At 71.3% G+C, this 15,526-nt stretch carries 18 protein-coding genes and 1 tRNA gene; 2 read left to right on the top strand and 17 right to left on the bottom strand.

The annotated features are described in order from the left end of the window. Positions 1 to 8: 8 nt before the first annotated feature. From RS82_RS02680 to RS82_RS02620, 14 genes are all read right to left on the bottom strand, one after another. Positions 9 to 1,103: a DNA glycosylase AlkZ-like family protein gene (locus tag RS82_RS02680; RefSeq protein ID WP_045296732.1), complete on the bottom strand. Its 1,095-nt coding sequence runs from the start codon at positions 1,101 to 1,103 to the stop codon at positions 9 to 11. A 123-nt stretch (positions 1,104 to 1,226) separates the two neighbouring features. Further along, positions 1,227 to 1,793 carry a LemA family protein gene (locus tag RS82_RS02675; protein WP_045296731.1) on the bottom strand — a complete coding sequence of 189 codons (567 nt, stop codon included), beginning with the start codon at positions 1,791 to 1,793 and terminating at the stop codon, positions 1,227 to 1,229. An 82-nt stretch (positions 1,794 to 1,875) separates the two neighbouring features. Beyond that, on the bottom strand, positions 1,876 to 3,189 hold the full coding sequence (locus RS82_RS02670; protein WP_045296730.1) for a D-arabinono-1,4-lactone oxidase: 1,314 nt from the start codon (positions 3,187 to 3,189) through the stop codon (positions 1,876 to 1,878). Continuing rightward, positions 3,186 to 4,415 (bottom strand): alanine racemase, encoded by a 1,230-nt coding sequence (locus tag RS82_RS02665; protein WP_045296729.1) that lies wholly within the window; start codon positions 4,413 to 4,415, stop codon positions 3,186 to 3,188. Before RS82_RS02665 ends, RS82_RS02670 begins: the two co-directional genes overlap by 4 nt. A 111-nt stretch (positions 4,416 to 4,526) precedes the next feature. Then, positions 4,527 to 4,691 (bottom strand): hypothetical protein, encoded by a 165-nt coding sequence (locus RS82_RS21295; RefSeq protein WP_157005331.1) that lies wholly within the window; start codon positions 4,689 to 4,691, stop codon positions 4,527 to 4,529. Between the two features lie 70 nt (positions 4,692 to 4,761). Continuing rightward, positions 4,762 to 4,834: transfer RNA gene (locus RS82_RS02660), tRNA-Leu, on the bottom strand. 76 nt (positions 4,835 to 4,910) lie between these two features. Beyond that, the gene (locus tag RS82_RS02655) at positions 4,911 to 6,353 is read right to left on the bottom strand and encodes an NAD(P)/FAD-dependent oxidoreductase (RefSeq protein WP_045296808.1); all 1,443 of its coding nucleotides are present in this window, start codon (positions 6,351 to 6,353) and stop codon (positions 4,911 to 4,913) included. Between the two features lie 34 nt (positions 6,354 to 6,387). Continuing rightward, on the bottom strand, positions 6,388 to 7,662 hold the full coding sequence (locus RS82_RS02650; protein ID WP_045296807.1) for a S8 family serine peptidase: 1,275 nt from the start codon (positions 7,660 to 7,662) through the stop codon (positions 6,388 to 6,390). Next, positions 7,659 to 8,177: a DUF501 domain-containing protein gene (locus RS82_RS02645; protein ID WP_045296728.1), complete on the bottom strand. Its 519-nt coding sequence runs from the start codon at positions 8,175 to 8,177 to the stop codon at positions 7,659 to 7,661. The genes RS82_RS02650 and RS82_RS02645 overlap by 4 nt, the downstream gene beginning before the upstream one ends. A 103-nt stretch (positions 8,178 to 8,280) precedes the next feature. Beyond that, entirely contained in the window at positions 8,281 to 8,850 is a 570-nt protein-coding gene (locus tag RS82_RS02640; protein ID WP_245619494.1) for an FtsB family cell division protein, read from the bottom strand. A gap of 32 nt (positions 8,851 to 8,882) precedes the next feature. Further along, on the bottom strand, positions 8,883 to 10,163 hold the full coding sequence (eno, locus tag RS82_RS02635) for a phosphopyruvate hydratase (RefSeq protein WP_045296727.1): 1,281 nt from the start codon (positions 10,161 to 10,163) through the stop codon (positions 8,883 to 8,885). A 96-nt stretch (positions 10,164 to 10,259) separates the two neighbouring features. Further along, positions 10,260 to 10,928 (bottom strand): O-methyltransferase, encoded by a 669-nt coding sequence (locus RS82_RS02630; RefSeq protein WP_045296725.1) that lies wholly within the window; start codon positions 10,926 to 10,928, stop codon positions 10,260 to 10,262. A 31-nt stretch (positions 10,929 to 10,959) separates the two neighbouring features. Next, entirely contained in the window at positions 10,960 to 11,982 is a 1,023-nt protein-coding gene (locus RS82_RS02625) for a DUF1648 domain-containing protein (RefSeq protein WP_045296723.1), read from the bottom strand. Further along, positions 11,960 to 12,331: a GntR family transcriptional regulator gene (locus tag RS82_RS02620; RefSeq protein ID WP_045296721.1), complete on the bottom strand. Its 372-nt coding sequence runs from the start codon at positions 12,329 to 12,331 to the stop codon at positions 11,960 to 11,962. The genes RS82_RS02625 and RS82_RS02620 overlap by 23 nt, the downstream gene beginning before the upstream one ends. Before the next feature lie 87 nt (positions 12,332 to 12,418). Between RS82_RS02620 and RS82_RS02615 the strand changes: the two genes are divergently transcribed. Continuing rightward, on the top strand, positions 12,419 to 12,910 hold the full coding sequence (locus RS82_RS02615; protein WP_245619493.1) for a DUF4442 domain-containing protein: 492 nt from the start codon (positions 12,419 to 12,421) through the stop codon (positions 12,908 to 12,910). 3 nt (positions 12,911 to 12,913) lie between these two features. Here the strand turns inward: RS82_RS02615 and RS82_RS02610 are convergent, their stop codons facing one another. Then, positions 12,914 to 13,675: a helix-turn-helix domain-containing protein gene (locus RS82_RS02610; RefSeq protein ID WP_045296720.1), complete on the bottom strand. Its 762-nt coding sequence runs from the start codon at positions 13,673 to 13,675 to the stop codon at positions 12,914 to 12,916. A 93-nt stretch (positions 13,676 to 13,768) separates the two neighbouring features. Between RS82_RS02610 and RS82_RS02605 the strand changes: the two genes are divergently transcribed. Further along, entirely contained in the window at positions 13,769 to 14,275 is a 507-nt protein-coding gene (locus RS82_RS02605) for a VOC family protein (protein WP_045296804.1), read from the top strand. Here RS82_RS02605 and RS82_RS02600 read toward each other — a convergent pair. Together RS82_RS02600 and RS82_RS02595 are read right to left on the bottom strand one after the other, a co-directional pair. Then, positions 14,262 to 15,089: an SGNH/GDSL hydrolase family protein gene (locus RS82_RS02600; RefSeq protein WP_045296718.1), complete on the bottom strand. Its 828-nt coding sequence runs from the start codon at positions 15,087 to 15,089 to the stop codon at positions 14,262 to 14,264. The two genes, RS82_RS02605 and RS82_RS02600, sit on opposite strands and share 14 nt — an antisense overlap. Positions 15,090 to 15,285: 196 nt before the next feature. Next, positions 15,286 to 15,526, bottom strand: a 241-nt coding sequence (locus RS82_RS02595; RefSeq protein WP_045296717.1) for a YdeI/OmpD-associated family protein, incomplete at its 5' end; no start/stop codon positions are given.

Raw genomic sequence — 15,526 nt, 5'->3', positions numbered from 1 at the left:
GACCGGACTCAGGCGCCCGGACCGACCACCTCGAGCCCGAGCCAGCGGGCGAGGTCCTGGATCTCGGCGTCCACGGACTCTCTGACCTCGTCGGTGAACGGCTCGTCTTCGTGCACGGCATGCACGCGGAGCAGGCCCGCCCGGCGGTCGGCTTTGGCGTCGAGCTTTCCGACGAAGCGGTCGCCGTGAAGGATCGGCAGCGCGAAATAGCCCCACCGCCGCTTCGCAGCCGGCTTGTACATCTCCAGCAGGTACTCGTAGCCGAAGAGCTCTTCGAGCCGCCGCCGATCGAACACGAGACGGTCGAACGGCGACAGCAGTGCGGTGCGCCCCACGAAGACGTCGGCCGCGGCCAGGGCGTCCGCGTCGACGCGCCAGACGCCGTCGACCCCGTCGACGACGGCTTGTTCGCCGATCTCACCGACGTCGATCGGTTCGAACGGCTGGGCGATGCCCTTCACCCTCGCGATCCCGAGCGACGCGAGCCGACGCTCTGCGCGCTCGCGCCCGGCGTCCTCGTCGGTCAGATGCGGCACTTCCCTCGGGTACACGCGATCGGCCACGTCGAACAAGCGGCCCCGGGCATCTCGCGACGACACGGCCACATCGCCGCACAGCACCAGCATCTCGAGGAGCTGCATCGAGTTGCGGTTGTTCGTCCAGCCTGACGAACGCCACGACACCTGCGCGGCGTCGGGGATGTCGGACGCCCGCAGCGGCCCCTCGGCACGAAGTCGCGCGAGGACCTCGCGCCGGAAGGCCTCGTTCGCCGCGAGCCACTCGCGCGCCTGCGCGGATTCGGGTCGGCGCCGCATCTCGGGGATGAGCAGGGCGAGGTCGGTCATGGCGCGGTAGAAGCCGCCCCATTCGAACACCGCCCGGTCCTCTTCGCACAGACGCACCAGGTCGGCAGGCTGATAGGGCCACCCGAGCCGGCTCCACAGGATGAGGTCGGCACTGGGCGCGATCGCGGCGGTCGGCTCGATGTTCACCACGGTGAGCGCGTCGATCGTCTCGACGATCCCCGCCGGCCTCTCAGCCGTCAGAAGCTGCCCGCGCAGCGCGACGCGGCGCGCCTGCTCGCGGCTCAGCCGATGGACCATGTCCCGACGCTATCGCCGACGTCCGACGTCCGACGTGCGTCACGCGGTTTCGACCCGCTCCGCTCGCTCAACCTTGAATCGAACCGCATCAACGCTGCCTCGTCGCATTGACCCGGCCCCGACTCAGAACTGAACGCGCGGGGGCTCCGAGATCGCGGCGCCGTCGATCACCTCGAAGAACTCGCGCTCATGGAATCCCAGGTTGCGCGCGAACAGGTTGTTCGGGAAGACCTTGATCTTCGTGTTGAGCTCGCGGACGCCGCCGTTGTAGAACCGGCGCGAGGCCTGGATCTTGTCTTCCGTGTCGACGATCGACTGCTGCAGCTGCAAGAAGTTCTGGCTCGCCTGCAGCTGCGGATAGGCCTCGGCCACCGCGAACAGCGACTTCAGCGCCTGCTGCAGATGTCCCTCGGCGACGCCCGCCTCAGCGGGGCCCGACGCCGACAGCGTCTCTGCGCGGGCCCTGGTCACGTTCTCGAACACCGCCTTCTCATGAGCCGCGTAGCCCTTGACGGCCTCGATGAGGTTCGGCAGCAGATCCGCGCGTCGCTTGAGCTGCACCGTGATGTCGCTCCACGCCTCGTCCACCCGCACATTCAGCTGGACGAGCGAGTTGTACGTCGCCCAGAGATAGATGCCGACGATGACGACGAGCGCCAACACGATGAGGACTGGGATCAGCCATTCCATTGCCGAGGCTCCGTTCGATAGTGCCCTCATCCTACCGACGAGAAACCCCCTCGCACGTGGGGTATTCCCCGACTCTCAGCCGTTACCCACCGAGCACGCGATCGAGGTACGCGTTGCGGAACAGCCGCTCCGGGTCGAGGCGGTCGCGCAGAGCCACGAAGTCGTCGAACCGGGGGTAGCGCGACCGCAGGGCGTCGGCGCCGAGGGTGTGCATCTTGCCCCAGTGCGGCCGGCCGTCGAAGCCGAGCATGATCTCTTCGACCGCCTCGAAGTACTCGGTCGGGTCCTCGCGCCAGTACCGGTGCACCGCGATGTAGCCCGAGTCGCGGCCGTGAGCCGTCGAGAGCCAGCGGTCGTCGGCCGCCGCGACCCGCACCTCGATGGGGAACCCGATCCGCCAGCCGCGCTCGTCGACGAGTGCGCGCATCGCCTCGAACGCCGGCTTCAGGTTCTCGACGGGTACCGCGTACTCCATCTCGCGGAATCGCACGGACCGGTTCGTCGCGAAGACGCGGGCCGAGGCATCCGTGAATTCCCGATTCCCCCAGATCTTCGCCGAGAGCCGATTGATCGGCGGCACGAGCGCCGGGATCGCCGCGCCGGCCGCGCACGCGACCTGGTGGACGCCCGTGCCGACGAGGGTGTCGTCGATCCACTTGCCCACGGCGGGCAGCGGATGCCGTGGCGCGCTCTCGGGGAGCCGTGTATTGGTCTTGGTCATCGCGCGGTCGGTGTGCGGGAACCAGTAGAACTCGAAGTGATCGGCGGCCGCCGCGCGCTCGTCGAAGCCGCCGAGGACCTCTTCGAGGTCTTCGGACTGCTCGACCGCGTGCAGCACGAAGGCGGGCACGCACTGGATCGTCACCTCGACGAGGATGCCGAGTGCGCCGAGCCCGAGCGCCACTGCCGGCACGAGTTCCGGATTCTCGTCCTCGCTCACGGTGAAGAGGTCGCCCGAGGCCGTCACCAGCTTTGCGCCGACCACCTGGCCCGCGATGCCGGTGAAGCGCTCCCCCGTGCCGTGCGTGCCCGTCGAGATCGCGCCTGCGATGGACTGGCGGTCGATGTCGCCGAGGTTCTCCATGGCGAGGCCGAACGGCGCGAGGAGCGATGGGACCTCGTGCAGGCGCGTGCCCGCGAGGAGCGTCACCTGGGCGCGGTCGACGTCGACCGATACGAGCCCGCTGAGGTCACGGAGCTCGAGGAGTGCGCCGGGCGCCACCGCGATGCCGGTGAAGCTGTGGCCGGCGCCGACCGCCTTGATCGGCATCCGCTGCGCCGCCGCCGCGACGACGGCGCGCTGCACCGCATCGACCGTACGGGGGAACTCCGTGCGCTGGGGCCGCACCGACTCCGTGCGGCCCCAGTTGCGCCACACTGCTCCCGGGCGGGTCACAGGAACGCCTTACCCTCGCCGCGGTAGGTCGCCACCTCCCCCGCCCTGGCGTCGCCGTCGACGAGGTGGTAGCGGTCCACGCGCTCCGCGAGCTCGCCGCTCTTGGAATGCCGGAACCAGACCCGGTCGCCCACTCGGAGACCGCGCGCGGCGTCGCCGCGAAGCGGCGTCTGCACTTCGCCGGCGCCCTCGCGGGGCGCCATGCGCAGGCCGGTGGGCCATACGGCGCGGGGCTGACGCGATTCGAGTGCCGGGCCGGAGGCGATCCATCCGCCCCCGAGCACGGTCGCGACATCGGGGGCCGGCTTGCGCACGACCTCCAGCGCGAAGGCCGCTGCCGGCGCGGGATGGAATGCGCGGTAGCCGTCGAACAGGTGGCCGGCGAGCAGGCCGCTGCCGGCGGTGACCTCGGTGACCGCCTGATCGGATGCCGTGAGCTCGAGGGATCCGGTCCCGCCGCCGTTGACGAACTCGAGCGGGGCGATGTCGCGCAACGACGCGACGATGGCGCCGCGCCGATCGAGGAGTTCGGCGGCCGACCGGCGCTGCATCCACCGGATCACGGCATCGCCGGATCCGGTGGCATCGCCTTGGCCGGCGATCTGGGCTTCGTACATCATGAGGCCCACGAGGCGGAATCCGGGGCGGGCGGCGATCGAGCGCGCGAGCGCGGCCACCTCAGCCGCCTCGTGCACGGGCGAGCGGAGCACGCCGATGTGCCCGAGGGCGGGCGCGCGCCACGAGGCGTCGGCGTCGATCGCCACGCGGATCTCGGGCCGCGCGCCGGGTGCGGCGACAGCGTCGACCAGGTCGAGCTGCGCCAGGTCGTCGACCATGAGTGTGATGCGCGTCGCCGCGGCCTCGTCGGCGGCCAGCGCGGCGATCGCGGCGCGGTCGGCCGTCGGGTAGCCCAGCACGATGTCGTCCATCGTCTCGGCGAGCCACAGCGCCTCCGGAAGGGTGAACGCGAGGATGCCCCGGTAGCCGGGCAGAGCCAGGACGGCGTCCAGCACCTCGCGCACGCGGACCGACTTGCTGGCGACGCGGATCGGCACGCCGCCGGCGCGCACCACGAGATCGAGGGCGTTGTAACGCAGCGCCTCGGCGCTGATGGCGGCGACCGGGCCACTCACGTCCGCCAGGGCATGGCTCATGGCGTCCCAGTAGGACGCGGGGTGGTCCCACGGCTTCGTCGCCGTGGGCGTGGACAGAAGATCGAGACTCATACGGCTCGCTTCGGGTGCGTGCACATCGCCCCAGCCTAGAGCGCTGGGAGCGGTTCCGATGACCGCATGTGGAAGGCCGTTCGCAGGCGATCGGGCCACGTTGTCCTGGGGTCAGTCCTTCGCCCTCGCGGCGCGCTCCTGCTCGACGTCGGATTCAGCGCCGTAGACCGCGATCGGCGGGGCGCCCATGAACAGCGCCGTGAACTTCCACCCCCAGGTGTTCTTCGGTGCGCTCGTGGCGGCCTCGCCCTGCCTGTCCGCGCTGTGCCCGCTCATGCCGGAATCCCCTTGCCGGTTTTGCCCAGGCTAGCGGGCCTTCTCGGGGAACGCGAGGGTCTGGCGGGAGTACCCCCGGTGGGATTCGAACCCACACTTGAGCGAGTTTAAGTCGCCTGCCTCTGCCGTTGGGCTACGGGGGCGGGTCGCGTGCCGCCGGGAACGCGGATGCCGCAGGCTCATCTTCTCAGACGAGCCTGCGGCATCCGGCGTTCGACGTCAGTTCGCGGCGACCTTCTCGGCGTCGGCCGCGACCTTCGCCGGAGCCTTGCGCGCGGGCGCCTTCTTGGCCGGCGCGGCCGCGGGAGCAGCCGTGTCGGCGGGCGCCTCGACCGGCTGCGGCGGTCGCGGGCGCGCGGCGAACTCTTCGAAGACGTAGCGCGGGTTCTGGACGGTCGACAGGTTCACCATGTCGCGGCCGAGCCAGAAGTTGTTCCACCAGCCCCACAGCACGCGCCACTTGCGCTCCCACGATGGCATGGCCAGGCCGTGGTAACCGCGGTGGGCGAGCCACGCGATCCAGCCCTTGAGGGCGATGTTGCCGGACTGGAACACGCCGACCCAGAGGCCGAGGCCCGCGACAGCGCCGAGGTTCTTGTGGATGTACTCGCGGGGCAGCTCGCCGCGCAGGACCGCGACGAGGTTCTTCGCGAGGAGCTTCGCCTGACGCACCGCGTGCTGGGCGTTGGGCACGCAGTAGCCGCCCACACCGCCGCCTGTGAGGTCGGGCACGGCCGAGACGTCGCCGGCGGCCCAGGCGCCCTCGACGACCTCGTCCTCGGTGCCGACACGGAGGTCCGCGCGGGTGCGGATGCGACCGCGCTCCTCGACGGGCAGGTCGCCGCCACGCACCACGGTGGGGTTCGCCATGACGCCGGCCGTCCAGATGATGAGGTCGCTCGGGATGGTCTCGCCGGTCGACAGCTCGATGTTGCCGCCGACGGCACCGGTCACCTGCGTGTCGAGGTGCACCGAGGCGCCGCGCTTCGCGAGGTTCTTGAGCACCCACTCGCTCGTCTTCAGCGACACCTCGGGCATGATGCGCCCCATCGCCTCGATGAGGTGGAAGTGCGTGTCGTCGAAGGTCAGCTGCGGGTAGCTCTTGACCAGCGAGGAGGCGAGCGAGCGCAGCTCGGCGAACACCTCGATGCCCGCGAAGCCGCCGCCGACGACGACGACGGTCAGCAGACGGTCGCGTTCGGGACCGGCGGGCAGGGTCGACGCCTTGTCGAAGTTCGACATCAGCTTGTCGCGGATCGCGACAGCCTCTTCGATCGTCTTCAGGCCGATCGCGTTGTCCGCGATCCCGGGGATCGGGAAGGTGCGCGAGACGGCACCCGCGGTGACGACGATCTGGTCGTACTCGAACTCGTACGGCTCGCCGGCGATCGGCGTGATCGTCGCGACCTTGTTCGCGTGGTTGATGCCGGTCACCTTGGCGGCCACGACGTTGGTCTTCTTGAGGTGACGACGCAGTGCGACCACCGAGTGGCGGGCTTCGATCGAGCCGGCGGCGACCTCGGGGAGGAACGGCTGGTACGTCATGTAGGGCAGCGGGTCGACGATCGTCACGTCCGCTTCACCCTTGCGCAGATGCTTCTCGAGCTTCCAGGCCGTGTAGAAGCCTGCGTATCCGCCACCGACGATGAGGATCTTGGGCACGGTGTTGGTCACGGTTTGGAGTACTCCTCCTGTGTCAGCGGCTCGGCGCGCGGGACGCCAATCGGATGCGTCGGACAGCAGCGGTGACGCCGAGCGCCACCAGTATAGCCGTCGCAGTGACCAGCAGGAGCGGGAGAGTGCCGTAGATGACGGTGTCGCGATCGGGAAGAAGGGGGGATGCGGCGCGCGTCGCCGGATCGGCGTCCGGCAGCGGCGGAACCTCCACGGGTACGGCCGGCTCCTCCGGCAGAGGCGCGACCGGCGCCCGCCGGTACAGGCGCACCCAGTCCTCGAGACTGCCCATGGGGTTCGCGGTGACGCTCGGGATGCTCGCGGTGACGGCGGCCGCGGCATCCACCAGTCCATAGCCGTAGAGGACGTCCGGCACGTCCTTCGCACCCGCTGCGGGGTGAGCGGTCTTGATGATGCGGTTGATCACGTTGTTCGCGTCGAGCTCGGGGTGCGCCGCACGCACGAGCGCCGCGATGCCGGCGACGATCGGTGCTGCGCCGCTGGTGCCGTCCCACGAGACCAGCGTCGAGTCGGCGGACACCCCGATGAGCTCCTCACTCGGCGCGGTGACCCCGATCGTGATGCCCTGCGTCGACGCCTCGACGCTGGCCTTGCCCGATCGGTCGACGCCGCCCACGGTCAGCACGCCGGGGATGGTCGCGGGCGCGCCGACGCGGGTGGTGCCGCTTCCCCGGTTGCCCGCGGCGACGACGATCACGACGTCGTGCTCGAAGGCGTAGAGGAAGGCGTCGTCCCAGCTCTCAGGCCAGTCCGGCACGTTCGTCGTCAGCGACATGTTGATGACGTCGGCGCCGTTGTCCACCGACCAGCGGATCGCGTCGGCGATCTGGTCGGAGAACGGCCGCGGCGCCGAGGACCCGAACGCGACCGACACCGACAGCAGCTGCGCCTCGGGCGCGACGCCGATCACGCCGGTCTCCGGGCCGGTGCCCCTGCCCGCGGCGAGGGAGGCGACCCAGCTGCCGTGGTCCTTGTCGACGGCGCCGACGGGCGTGCGCCCATCGGACGAGCCGGCGCCCGAGACATCCGTCCCCCCGGCGACCGCACCGTCGAAGGCGACGGGTCCGCGGCCGATCCCCGTGTCGATGACCGCGATCTTCACACCGGCGCCGCGCGTGGTCTCCCACGCCTTCTCGATGCCGTAGTCGGTCAGCCAGTACTCGGCGCTGCGCACCGGGTCGTCGGCGGGGGCCGCCTGCGCGGCCGCAGGCCCGGCCACGACGAGGGTCGTCGCGACGGCGGCCGCGGCGACAGCCGCGAGCAGGCGCCGGATCATCCGCCCGATCCCGGCTGCGCGCAGACGCAGCGCTCGGGCGACCACGACGACATCGCCAGCGCGCGATCGCCGATCGGGTTGACGCCTGGGCCGGCCGCGAGCGCGTGGCCGGCGAGCGCGTGCAGGCACTTCACGCGCGTCGGCATGCCGCCGGCGGAGATGCCGGCGATCTCGTCGACCTCGCCGAACTCGGCGCGGTCCCGCAGGTAGGCCTCGTGCGCGCGCCGGTAGGCGGCGGCGACGTCCTCGTCGACTGCCAGCTCGTCCGAGAGCTCGCGCATCACATGCTCGGCCTCGAGCACCGACATCGCGGCGGTCGCAGCGGGGTGGGTCAGGTAGTAGAACGTCGGGAACGGCGTGCCGTCGGGAAGGCGCGGCGACGTCGCCACCACCGTGGGGTTGCCGCACACGCAGCGCGCGGCGATCCCGACGACACCGCGCGCGGGACGACCGAGCTGTTCCCGGAGCACGGCGAGGTCGGCGTCGCTGACAGGGGGGTACGGCGGGGTCGTCACAGAGGTGCTCCTTGGTCGGGCCCAGGCTACCGGCGCCACCTGGGACGGTCCTGGGCCGCGCCGCGGGCGAACGCGCCGCCGTCATCCCGGCGGCCGGCGACGCTCACGGCGTCGGGGTGGTCGAGGGTTCGGGATCGGGCACGCCCACGGTCACAGGCGCCACGGTCTGCGCGAGCCCCGCCTCGGTGACCGAACGCACCAGCTTCGCCATCCAGTCCGCATCGGCGGCCCGGAGCTCGTCGCTCACCGGGGCCTGCTCCTGCGGCGCGAGCTCGGGCGGCAGGTCGTCGTCGACGAGGTACACCACCTCGCCGGGCTTCACGTAGTACAGCCGCTCGCGCGCCTGCGTGGTGATGTACGCGGGGTCCTGCCAGCGGTCGCGCTGCGATTCGAGTTCGGCGACGTCGTCGCGGCTGACCTGCACCGCCGCCTCGAGGGCGGCGACCTGCTGGCGCTGGTCGACGTAGGTGCCGATCGTGGGCACGAGCACGAAGGCCGCGAGCACGACCAGGCCCATCATGATGACCATGAAGCCGGAGAGACGGATGCCTCCGAGCCACGCGCGCACATCGACCGGGCGTCGTGCGCTCACGGGGCGGCGACGGGGCGCACCGGCACCGGCACCGGCGCCCGCCGCCGGGGTACGAGAAAGGGGAGCCGTCGTCTTGGCCACGGCTCCCCCTCTCTTACAGCGTCTTCAGTGCATCAGCCCTTGAAACGGGGGAAGGCTCCGCGGCCCGCGAACACCGCGGCCTCGCCGAGCTCCTCTTCGATGCGCAGAAGCTGATTGTATTTCGCGACGCGCTCGCTGCGGGCGGGCGCGCCGGTCTTGATCTGACCCGCGTTGACGGCGACCGCGAGGTCGGCGATGGTGGTGTCCTCGGTCTCACCGGAACGGTGCGACAGCATCGAGCGATAGCCGTTCTGGGTGGCGAGGGCGATCGCGTCGAGCGTCTCGGACAGCGTGCCGATCTGGTTCACCTTCACCAGCAGCGCGTTGCCGACGCCGAGGTCGATGCCGCGCTGCAGGCGCTCCGGGTTCGTGACGAACAGGTCGTCGCCCACCAGCTGCACCTTCTTGCCGATCTTGTCGGTGAGGTCCTTCCACGCGTCCCAGTCGTCCTCGGCGAGGGCGTCCTCGATCGTGACGACAGGGTAGTTCGCCACCAGGTCGGCGTAGTAGTCGGTCAGCTGCTCAGCCGACCAGGCCTTGCCCTCGACGGTGTAGACCCCGTCCTTGAAGAACTCGGTCGCCGCGACGTCGAGGCCGACGCCGATGTCCGTTCCGGGGGTGAAACCGGCCTTCTCGATGGCCTTGATGAGGAAGTCCAGGCCCTCGCGGTTGCTGGGAAGGTCCGGCGCGAAGCCGCCCTCGTCGCCCAGGCCGGTCGAGAAGCCGGCGGCCTTCAGCTCGCCCTTGAGGACGTGGTAGACCTCGGTGCCCCACCGCAGCGACTCGGCGTAGGTCTCCGCGCCGATCGGCGCGAGGAAGTACTCCTGGAAGTCGATGCCGTTGTCGGCGTGCTCGCCGCCGTTGATGACGTTGAACAGCGGCACGGGCAGAACATGCGCGTTCGGGCCGCCCAGGTAGCGGAACAGCGGCAGGTCGGCCGAGTCGGCGGCAGCCTTGGCCACCGCGAGCGACACGCCGAGGATGGCGTTTGCTCCCGTGCGCGACTTGTTCTCGGTGCCGTCGGTGGCGATGAGGATCTCGTCGACGAGACGCTGCTCGCTCGCCTCGACGCCCTCGATCGCGGGGCCGAGCTCGTCGATGACGGCCGCGACCGCCTTCAGCACGCCCTTGCCGCCGTAGCGGCTCTTGTCGCCGTCGCGCAGCTCGTACGCCTCGAAAGCGCCGGTCGACGCGCCCGAGGGGACGGCCGCGCGCTGGACGATCCCGTCGTCGAGCAGCACCTCCACCTCGACGGTCGGGTTTCCGCGCGAGTCGAGGATCTCGCGGGCGCCTACAGCCTCGATCTGTGCCACAGGGGGTCTCCTTGCTTGGTGGAGGGTGGTTCGTCGGAGCGTCGTCGGTCCGCCCACGAGTCTAGTGATGACGGATGCCGAGACCACAGGCGTCCGTCATACGACGAGCGCGATCGCGATCCCGTCGTAGCCCTTGGCGTCGAGCGTCTGGATGGCGGTCGCGTCGAACCGCGGGTCGCGTCCGAGCATCTCGAGTCCGCGCTGCACCCCGATGATCTGGGGATTCTCGGTCGCGGGGTTCGCCACCTCGCCGCCGCGGACGGTGTTGTCGACCATGACGACGGTGCCTGGCCGTCCGAGTCGGGCCGCCCAATCGAGGTAGATCGTGTTCGACTCCTTGTCGGCGTCGATGAAGACGAGGTCGAAAGGCTCGCCGCCCTCCAGTGTGGGCAGCACGTCGGCGCCGCGGCCGAGCCGGATCTCGACCTTGTCGCCGACGCCGGCGCGGTCGACGTTCGCGCGGGCGAGCTCCGCGTTGAGAGGCTCGGCCTCGATGGTGACGACCTGGCCGCCGGCGGGGATGCCGCGCGCCAGCCAGATCGTCGAGTACGCGCCGAGCGTGCCGATCTCGAGCACCCGTCTCGCGCCCGACATGCGGGCGATCAGGTGCAGCAGCTTGCCGTTGACCGGCGCGACCTCGATCGCCGGGAGGCCCGCATGGTTCTGGTCGGCGACCGCCCGCTCAAGACCGGGGTCGTGCCCGATCAGCAGCTCGGTGAGGTAAGCGTCGACGCGGCGCCAGGTATCGGGGGTTGGATCGGCCATGCCCTCAGCCAATCCGGCCGCCCACCGGGCGTCAAGACCTGGCGGCCACCCGCGCGACGAGCGCCTCGAGGAGCGCCGCCCCGGTGCCGGCGTCGTCGACGGTCACGACGAACCGCTTGCCGCTGCGGCGGAGCACCTCGATCGCCTCCCCTGTGCGCAGCACGACGCCGAACCGGCGCCCGGTGCTGAGGCGAAGCCCCCAGCCGCCGAACTCCCCCATCGGGTTCACCTCCACGCGCGCCGCCGAGACGACGTCGGCGAGCGGCACGTGGAACCGCGGGATGCCGAGCACCGAGTCGACGTGCAGGCCGGTGTCGTCCACGCGGACGTGGAAGGCGAGCGTCGTCGCCGCCAACACCAGGAGCAGGAGCGCGATGCCGGTGACCAGCCACGCCACGAGCGGCTCGGCGCCGGTGAGCCAGGCGACGGCGGCCGCGACGGCGACGGCGAGCACGGCGGTGACGATGGCGATCGCTCCGCCCGTGTTCATCGCGGTCGCCCGCACCCACACCGCGTGCTCGTTCGCGGCGAGCGCGAGCGGAGCGCCGGGCACCGGCGCGGCATGAGCGGTCTGCTGCTGAGGCTGGACGAGCCAGGCGGCCACGCCGATCAGTGCTGCCGCTGCGAGCGCCGCGGCGAGCGCGGCCCACACGGCGGGCGCGTCGTCGGCGCTGTCCAGGCCCGCCTGCATCGCGAACGTGACGGTGAATGCCACCGTCGTCAGGGCGCAGGTCGCCGCCGCCGTCGCACCCATGAGCCGGTACGTCGCCCCGCGCTCACCGCGACGCAGTCCCGGCATCGTCGTCGCCGCGATCAGGAACGGGACGCCGAGCCCGAACCCCACGGTCATCAGCGGCTGCGTCCACGCGGGCGCGAAGCCGTCGGCCTCCCCCGCCGCGTTCCAGTGCACCGCGACCGTCGACGGCACCTGCGGGAGAAGCAAGAGCTGCACGCCGACCGCGAGGGCGACGAGTGCGACGGGCAGCCACACCGCGACGAGCACGAAGCGGCGGACGACCAGGTCGGAGCGGTCAGCGGGGGTGGCGTTCGTCATCGGCGGCGATCTCCTTCACGAGGGCGGCGAGTGCGTCGGACGGGAGCCCTGCCGCGCGCGCCCGCGCGACCAGGTCGTGGATGTCGTGGTGGAGGGACGCCAGGGTCGCGGCCTGTGCAGTGACCACCGCACCCCGTCCTCGCCGGAGCTCGAGGAGCCCTTCGTCGCGGAGGTCCTGATAGGCGTGCAGCACCGTGTGGACGTTGACGCTGAGCGCGGCCGCGATCTCACGGGCCGCGGGAAGGCGGTCACCCGTCTGCACGCGGCCGGCCGCGGCATCCGCTCGCACGGATGCGGCGATCTGCGCGAACAGCGGTGTATCGCTCTCTGGATCGATCCTCACCAACACACGTTAATTCTATGACAACTAGAACAAGTTCACGACCCGATTGTGGAGATCGACCAATCGAATACGACCCACCGGGAGAGGGCAGCGATGCTGATGCCCATGCGCGTGACCCCTCGACGCCTCGCCGTCGGCATGAGCCTGTGGATCCCCAACCTCTTCAGCGGCATCCGCGTGCGGAGGTTCGCCGAGGACTGGACGAGCGCCACGGTCGAGCTGCACGTCAACGTCTTCACTCGCAACTACGTCAGGACGGCGTTCGGCGGCTCGATGTCGGCGATGACGGACCCGTACTACTTCATGCTGGTGATGCATCAGCTCGGCCGCGACTACGTGGTGTGGGACACCCGCGGCGAGATCGAGTTCCTGAAGCCGGGTCGCGGAGTGCTCACGGCACACTTCGCGGTGCCGCGCGAGAAGGCCGAGGAGCTCCGCGTGCGGGCACGCGGCGGCGCGAAGGTGCTGGAGTGGTTCGAGACCGACATCACCGATGCCGCGGGAGACGTCGTCGCGCGCGTGCGCCGCGAGGTGTACGTGCGCGAGAAGAAGCGGGTGACCACGGCGTCGGCGAGCGGCGCCTAGCGCTCAGAGGTCGGCGCGGTAGTCCGTCGCCGTGAACCCCAGCACTGCGCGGAAGTCGTTCGCGAGGTGCGCCTGATCGGCGTAGCCGAGCTCGGCGGCGATGTCGGACAGCGGCGCGTCGGGGTCCTCGCGCACGCGCTGCGCCGCCTCCTGCAAGCGCCGGCGCCGGATCATCGCGGCCGGCGACAGACCGACCGTGCGGTGCGCGAGCCGCTGCAGGGTGCGCACCGACACGCGCAGGCGCTCGGCCGCGTTGTCGAGCCGGACAATCGTCGGGTCGCTCATCAGCAGGTCCGCCATCGCGTTCGCGAGGCGCGCGTCGGACGTGGGCGGCCCGACGCGTTCCCGGAGCCATCCCGAGACCGCGGCCACCGCCGCACCGAGGTCGGGCATGGCCGCCGACACCGCGACTTGCAGCTCCGGCTCGTCGAGGACGATGTGCGCATCGACCAGCTCGCTCGGCGCGCCGTGCAGACGGGCGAAGGCCGCGGGCTTCAGCAGAGCGCCCACCGCCCAGCCGCTTCTGCGCAGCTCGCGCTCCGAAGCCCGCGTCGTGGCGCCCCACAACGTGACGACATCCGGCTCGACGACGAGGTTCGCGGCCGGATAGCCCAGGACGGGCTGGTGCGACACGACGCCCTCGGGAAGTTCCCACTGCGGGATCCAGAACCACTCGGCGAGAGCGGATGCCTCGCCCTCGGGTCTGAGCCGCGTGAAGCTCGGCAGGCGCTGCGGGTAGAGCACCCCCCGCGTCGGATCGGTCACTCCGTCAAGGTAGTGCGCGGCTGGGACACCCGGGAACCGAGGGTGTCGCGTATCTCCAAGACCGCAGCATCCGTCCACCGCGAGCATGGGCTCATGAGCACTCAGAACACGACAGGCGCCACAGGCGCGCACACGACCGACGGCCGTCCGAACGGCGCGACCAGCCTCACCCCCTTCCTCGCGATCCGCGGGGCGAAGGAGGCGCTCGACTTCTACCGCGACGTATTCGGCGCGCGCGTGACCGACGTCACCGAGTTCGATGGGCTCGTCGTGCACGCCGGGCTGGACTTCGGCCTCGGCATCCTCCAGATCGGCGAACCGTCCCCCGCGTACGGGCTCGTCCCGGCGCCGCAGGGCGACGACGACTGCTACTCGATCGGCATCTACGTGCACGACGCCGACGCGGTGACCGCTCGCGCCGTCGCCGCCGGTGCGACCGTGCGCGAAGAGCCGTCCACCTTCGTGTCGGGCGACCGCTACGCGAGCGTGCGCGACCCGTTCGGCGTGCGGTGGTCGATCATGACGCGCGTCGAGGATCTGTCGGAGCAGGAGAGCGCCGCGCGCGTCTCGGAGTGGGCCGCCTCGGTCAGCGGGGGCTGACCGCATCCTCCTGCGCGGCGGCGAGCTCGGTGAGGAGCGCGGGCAGCAGCGCCTCGGCGGTGCGTCGGTAGCCCAGGGCGCTCGGGTGGAACCGGTCGAGGCTGAACATCTCGTCGGGCTGGGTCACGAAGAACGGCCCGACGGTCCGGCCGAGCGACACGGCACGCGCACCGGTTCGGGCGGCGGCGACGGCCTGAGCGTCGGCGAGCTGGCGGGACAGGCGCGAGCCCAGCGCCCGCAGCGGCTGCGGCACCGGGCGCAGCGCACCGAGGTCGGGGCAGGTGCCGACGACGACCACGGCGCCGCGTGCGCGGAGGCGCACGATCGCCTCCTCGAGGTGGGCGACAGACGTCGACACGGACACGCGGTGCGTGATGTCGTTGCCTCCCACGACGATGACGGCCGCGTCGGGGCGATAGCCGGCCGGAAGGGCGTCCACCTGAGCGGCCAGCACGGACGACTCCGAGCCCACGATCGCCGCGGTGCGCAGCCGCACCGGCCGTCGCTCGGCGCGCGCGAGGCCCTTCGCCAGGCGGGCGCCGAGCGTGTCCTTGCGCCGCTCCGCGCCGAGCCCGGCCGCGATCGAGTCGCCGAGCACGACGAACTCGATCGGCGGCCCGTCGAAGCGTCGGGCCCACACACGGTCGGCGTCGAGCGCCTCCTCACCGAGCGGCTTGCCGATGCGGCGCCTCGCGACCGCCGCCTGTCGCTTCAGCACCGCACGTCCGGCGAGCAGGACGAGCCCCGCGCCCAGCGCGATCGCTGCCGTGCCGACGACAGCGGACCGTGGCACCACGTCAAGCGAACGACCCATGCCCCCCATGCGACAACAGCAGGGTGAACGGACTCTGACGCCCGACGGGCGCGCCGGTGCGGCGCGCCGTGCCCGATCCGACGCGATCGTTCACCGGGCCGGCCCGCCTCCGCGCACAAGCACAGCGCGAAGTCCGGACTTCGCAGCGAGACCCGCAGGCGGGCTGCGTAACCCGGACCGCAGCCGGGCGACCCTCTTACGAAGCGGAGACCTCGTCCACGGCGGCGGCGACGCGCCGCTCGCGGGTCTCGGGACGCTTCGCCTCGGTCACGCCGCGGGCGAGCTCCTTACGGCGGGTGAACGTCAGGGCGTCGAACGCGGCCCTCACCCCCGCAGCCTCGAGCGCGGCGGCCAGGTCAGCGGGAACCTCGACCTCGCGCTCGGCGGTGTCGAGATCGATGGTGGCGTCGACCTCGTCGCCGATCTCGACACCGAGC

The organism is Microbacterium trichothecenolyticum (genome assembly GCF_000956465.1).
In the GTDB taxonomy this organism is placed as follows: Bacteria; Actinomycetota; Actinomycetes; order Actinomycetales; family Microbacteriaceae; genus Microbacterium; species Microbacterium trichothecenolyticum.
The sequence above is the reverse complement of the archived record's forward strand: the minus strand, read 5'-3'. Positions and strand labels throughout refer to the sequence as shown.

What these genes read in the sequence shown, in the direction of transcription:
- RS82_RS02600 (WP_045296718.1), bottom strand. Translation starts at nt 15,089, where the DNA reads ATGGGTCGTTCGCTTGACGTGGTGCCACGGTCCGCTGTCGTCGGCACG.
- RS82_RS02650 (WP_045296807.1), bottom strand. Translation starts at nt 7,662, where the DNA reads ATGATCCGGCGCCTGCTCGCGGCTGTCGCCGCGGCCGCCGTCGCGACG.
- RS82_RS02630 (WP_045296725.1), bottom strand. Translation starts at nt 10,928, where the DNA reads ATGGCCGATCCAACCCCCGATACCTGGCGCCGCGTCGACGCTTACCTC.
- RS82_RS21295 (WP_157005331.1), bottom strand. Translation starts at nt 4,691, where the DNA reads ATGAGCGGGCACAGCGCGGACAGGCAGGGCGAGGCCGCCACGAGCGCA.
- RS82_RS02665 (WP_045296729.1), bottom strand. Translation starts at nt 4,415, where the DNA reads ATGAGTCTCGATCTTCTGTCCACGCCCACGGCGACGAAGCCGTGGGAC.
- RS82_RS02680 (WP_045296732.1), bottom strand. Translation starts at nt 1,103, where the DNA reads ATGGTCCATCGGCTGAGCCGCGAGCAGGCGCGCCGCGTCGCGCTGCGC.
- RS82_RS02615 (WP_245619493.1), top strand. Translation starts at nt 12,419, where the DNA reads ATGCTGATGCCCATGCGCGTGACCCCTCGACGCCTCGCCGTCGGCATG.
- RS82_RS02675 (WP_045296731.1), bottom strand. Translation starts at nt 1,793, where the DNA reads ATGGAATGGCTGATCCCAGTCCTCATCGTGTTGGCGCTCGTCGTCATC.
- RS82_RS02605 (WP_045296804.1), top strand. Translation starts at nt 13,769, where the DNA reads ATGAGCACTCAGAACACGACAGGCGCCACAGGCGCGCACACGACCGAC.
- RS82_RS02625 (WP_045296723.1), bottom strand. Translation starts at nt 11,982, where the DNA reads ATGACGAACGCCACCCCCGCTGACCGCTCCGACCTGGTCGTCCGCCGC.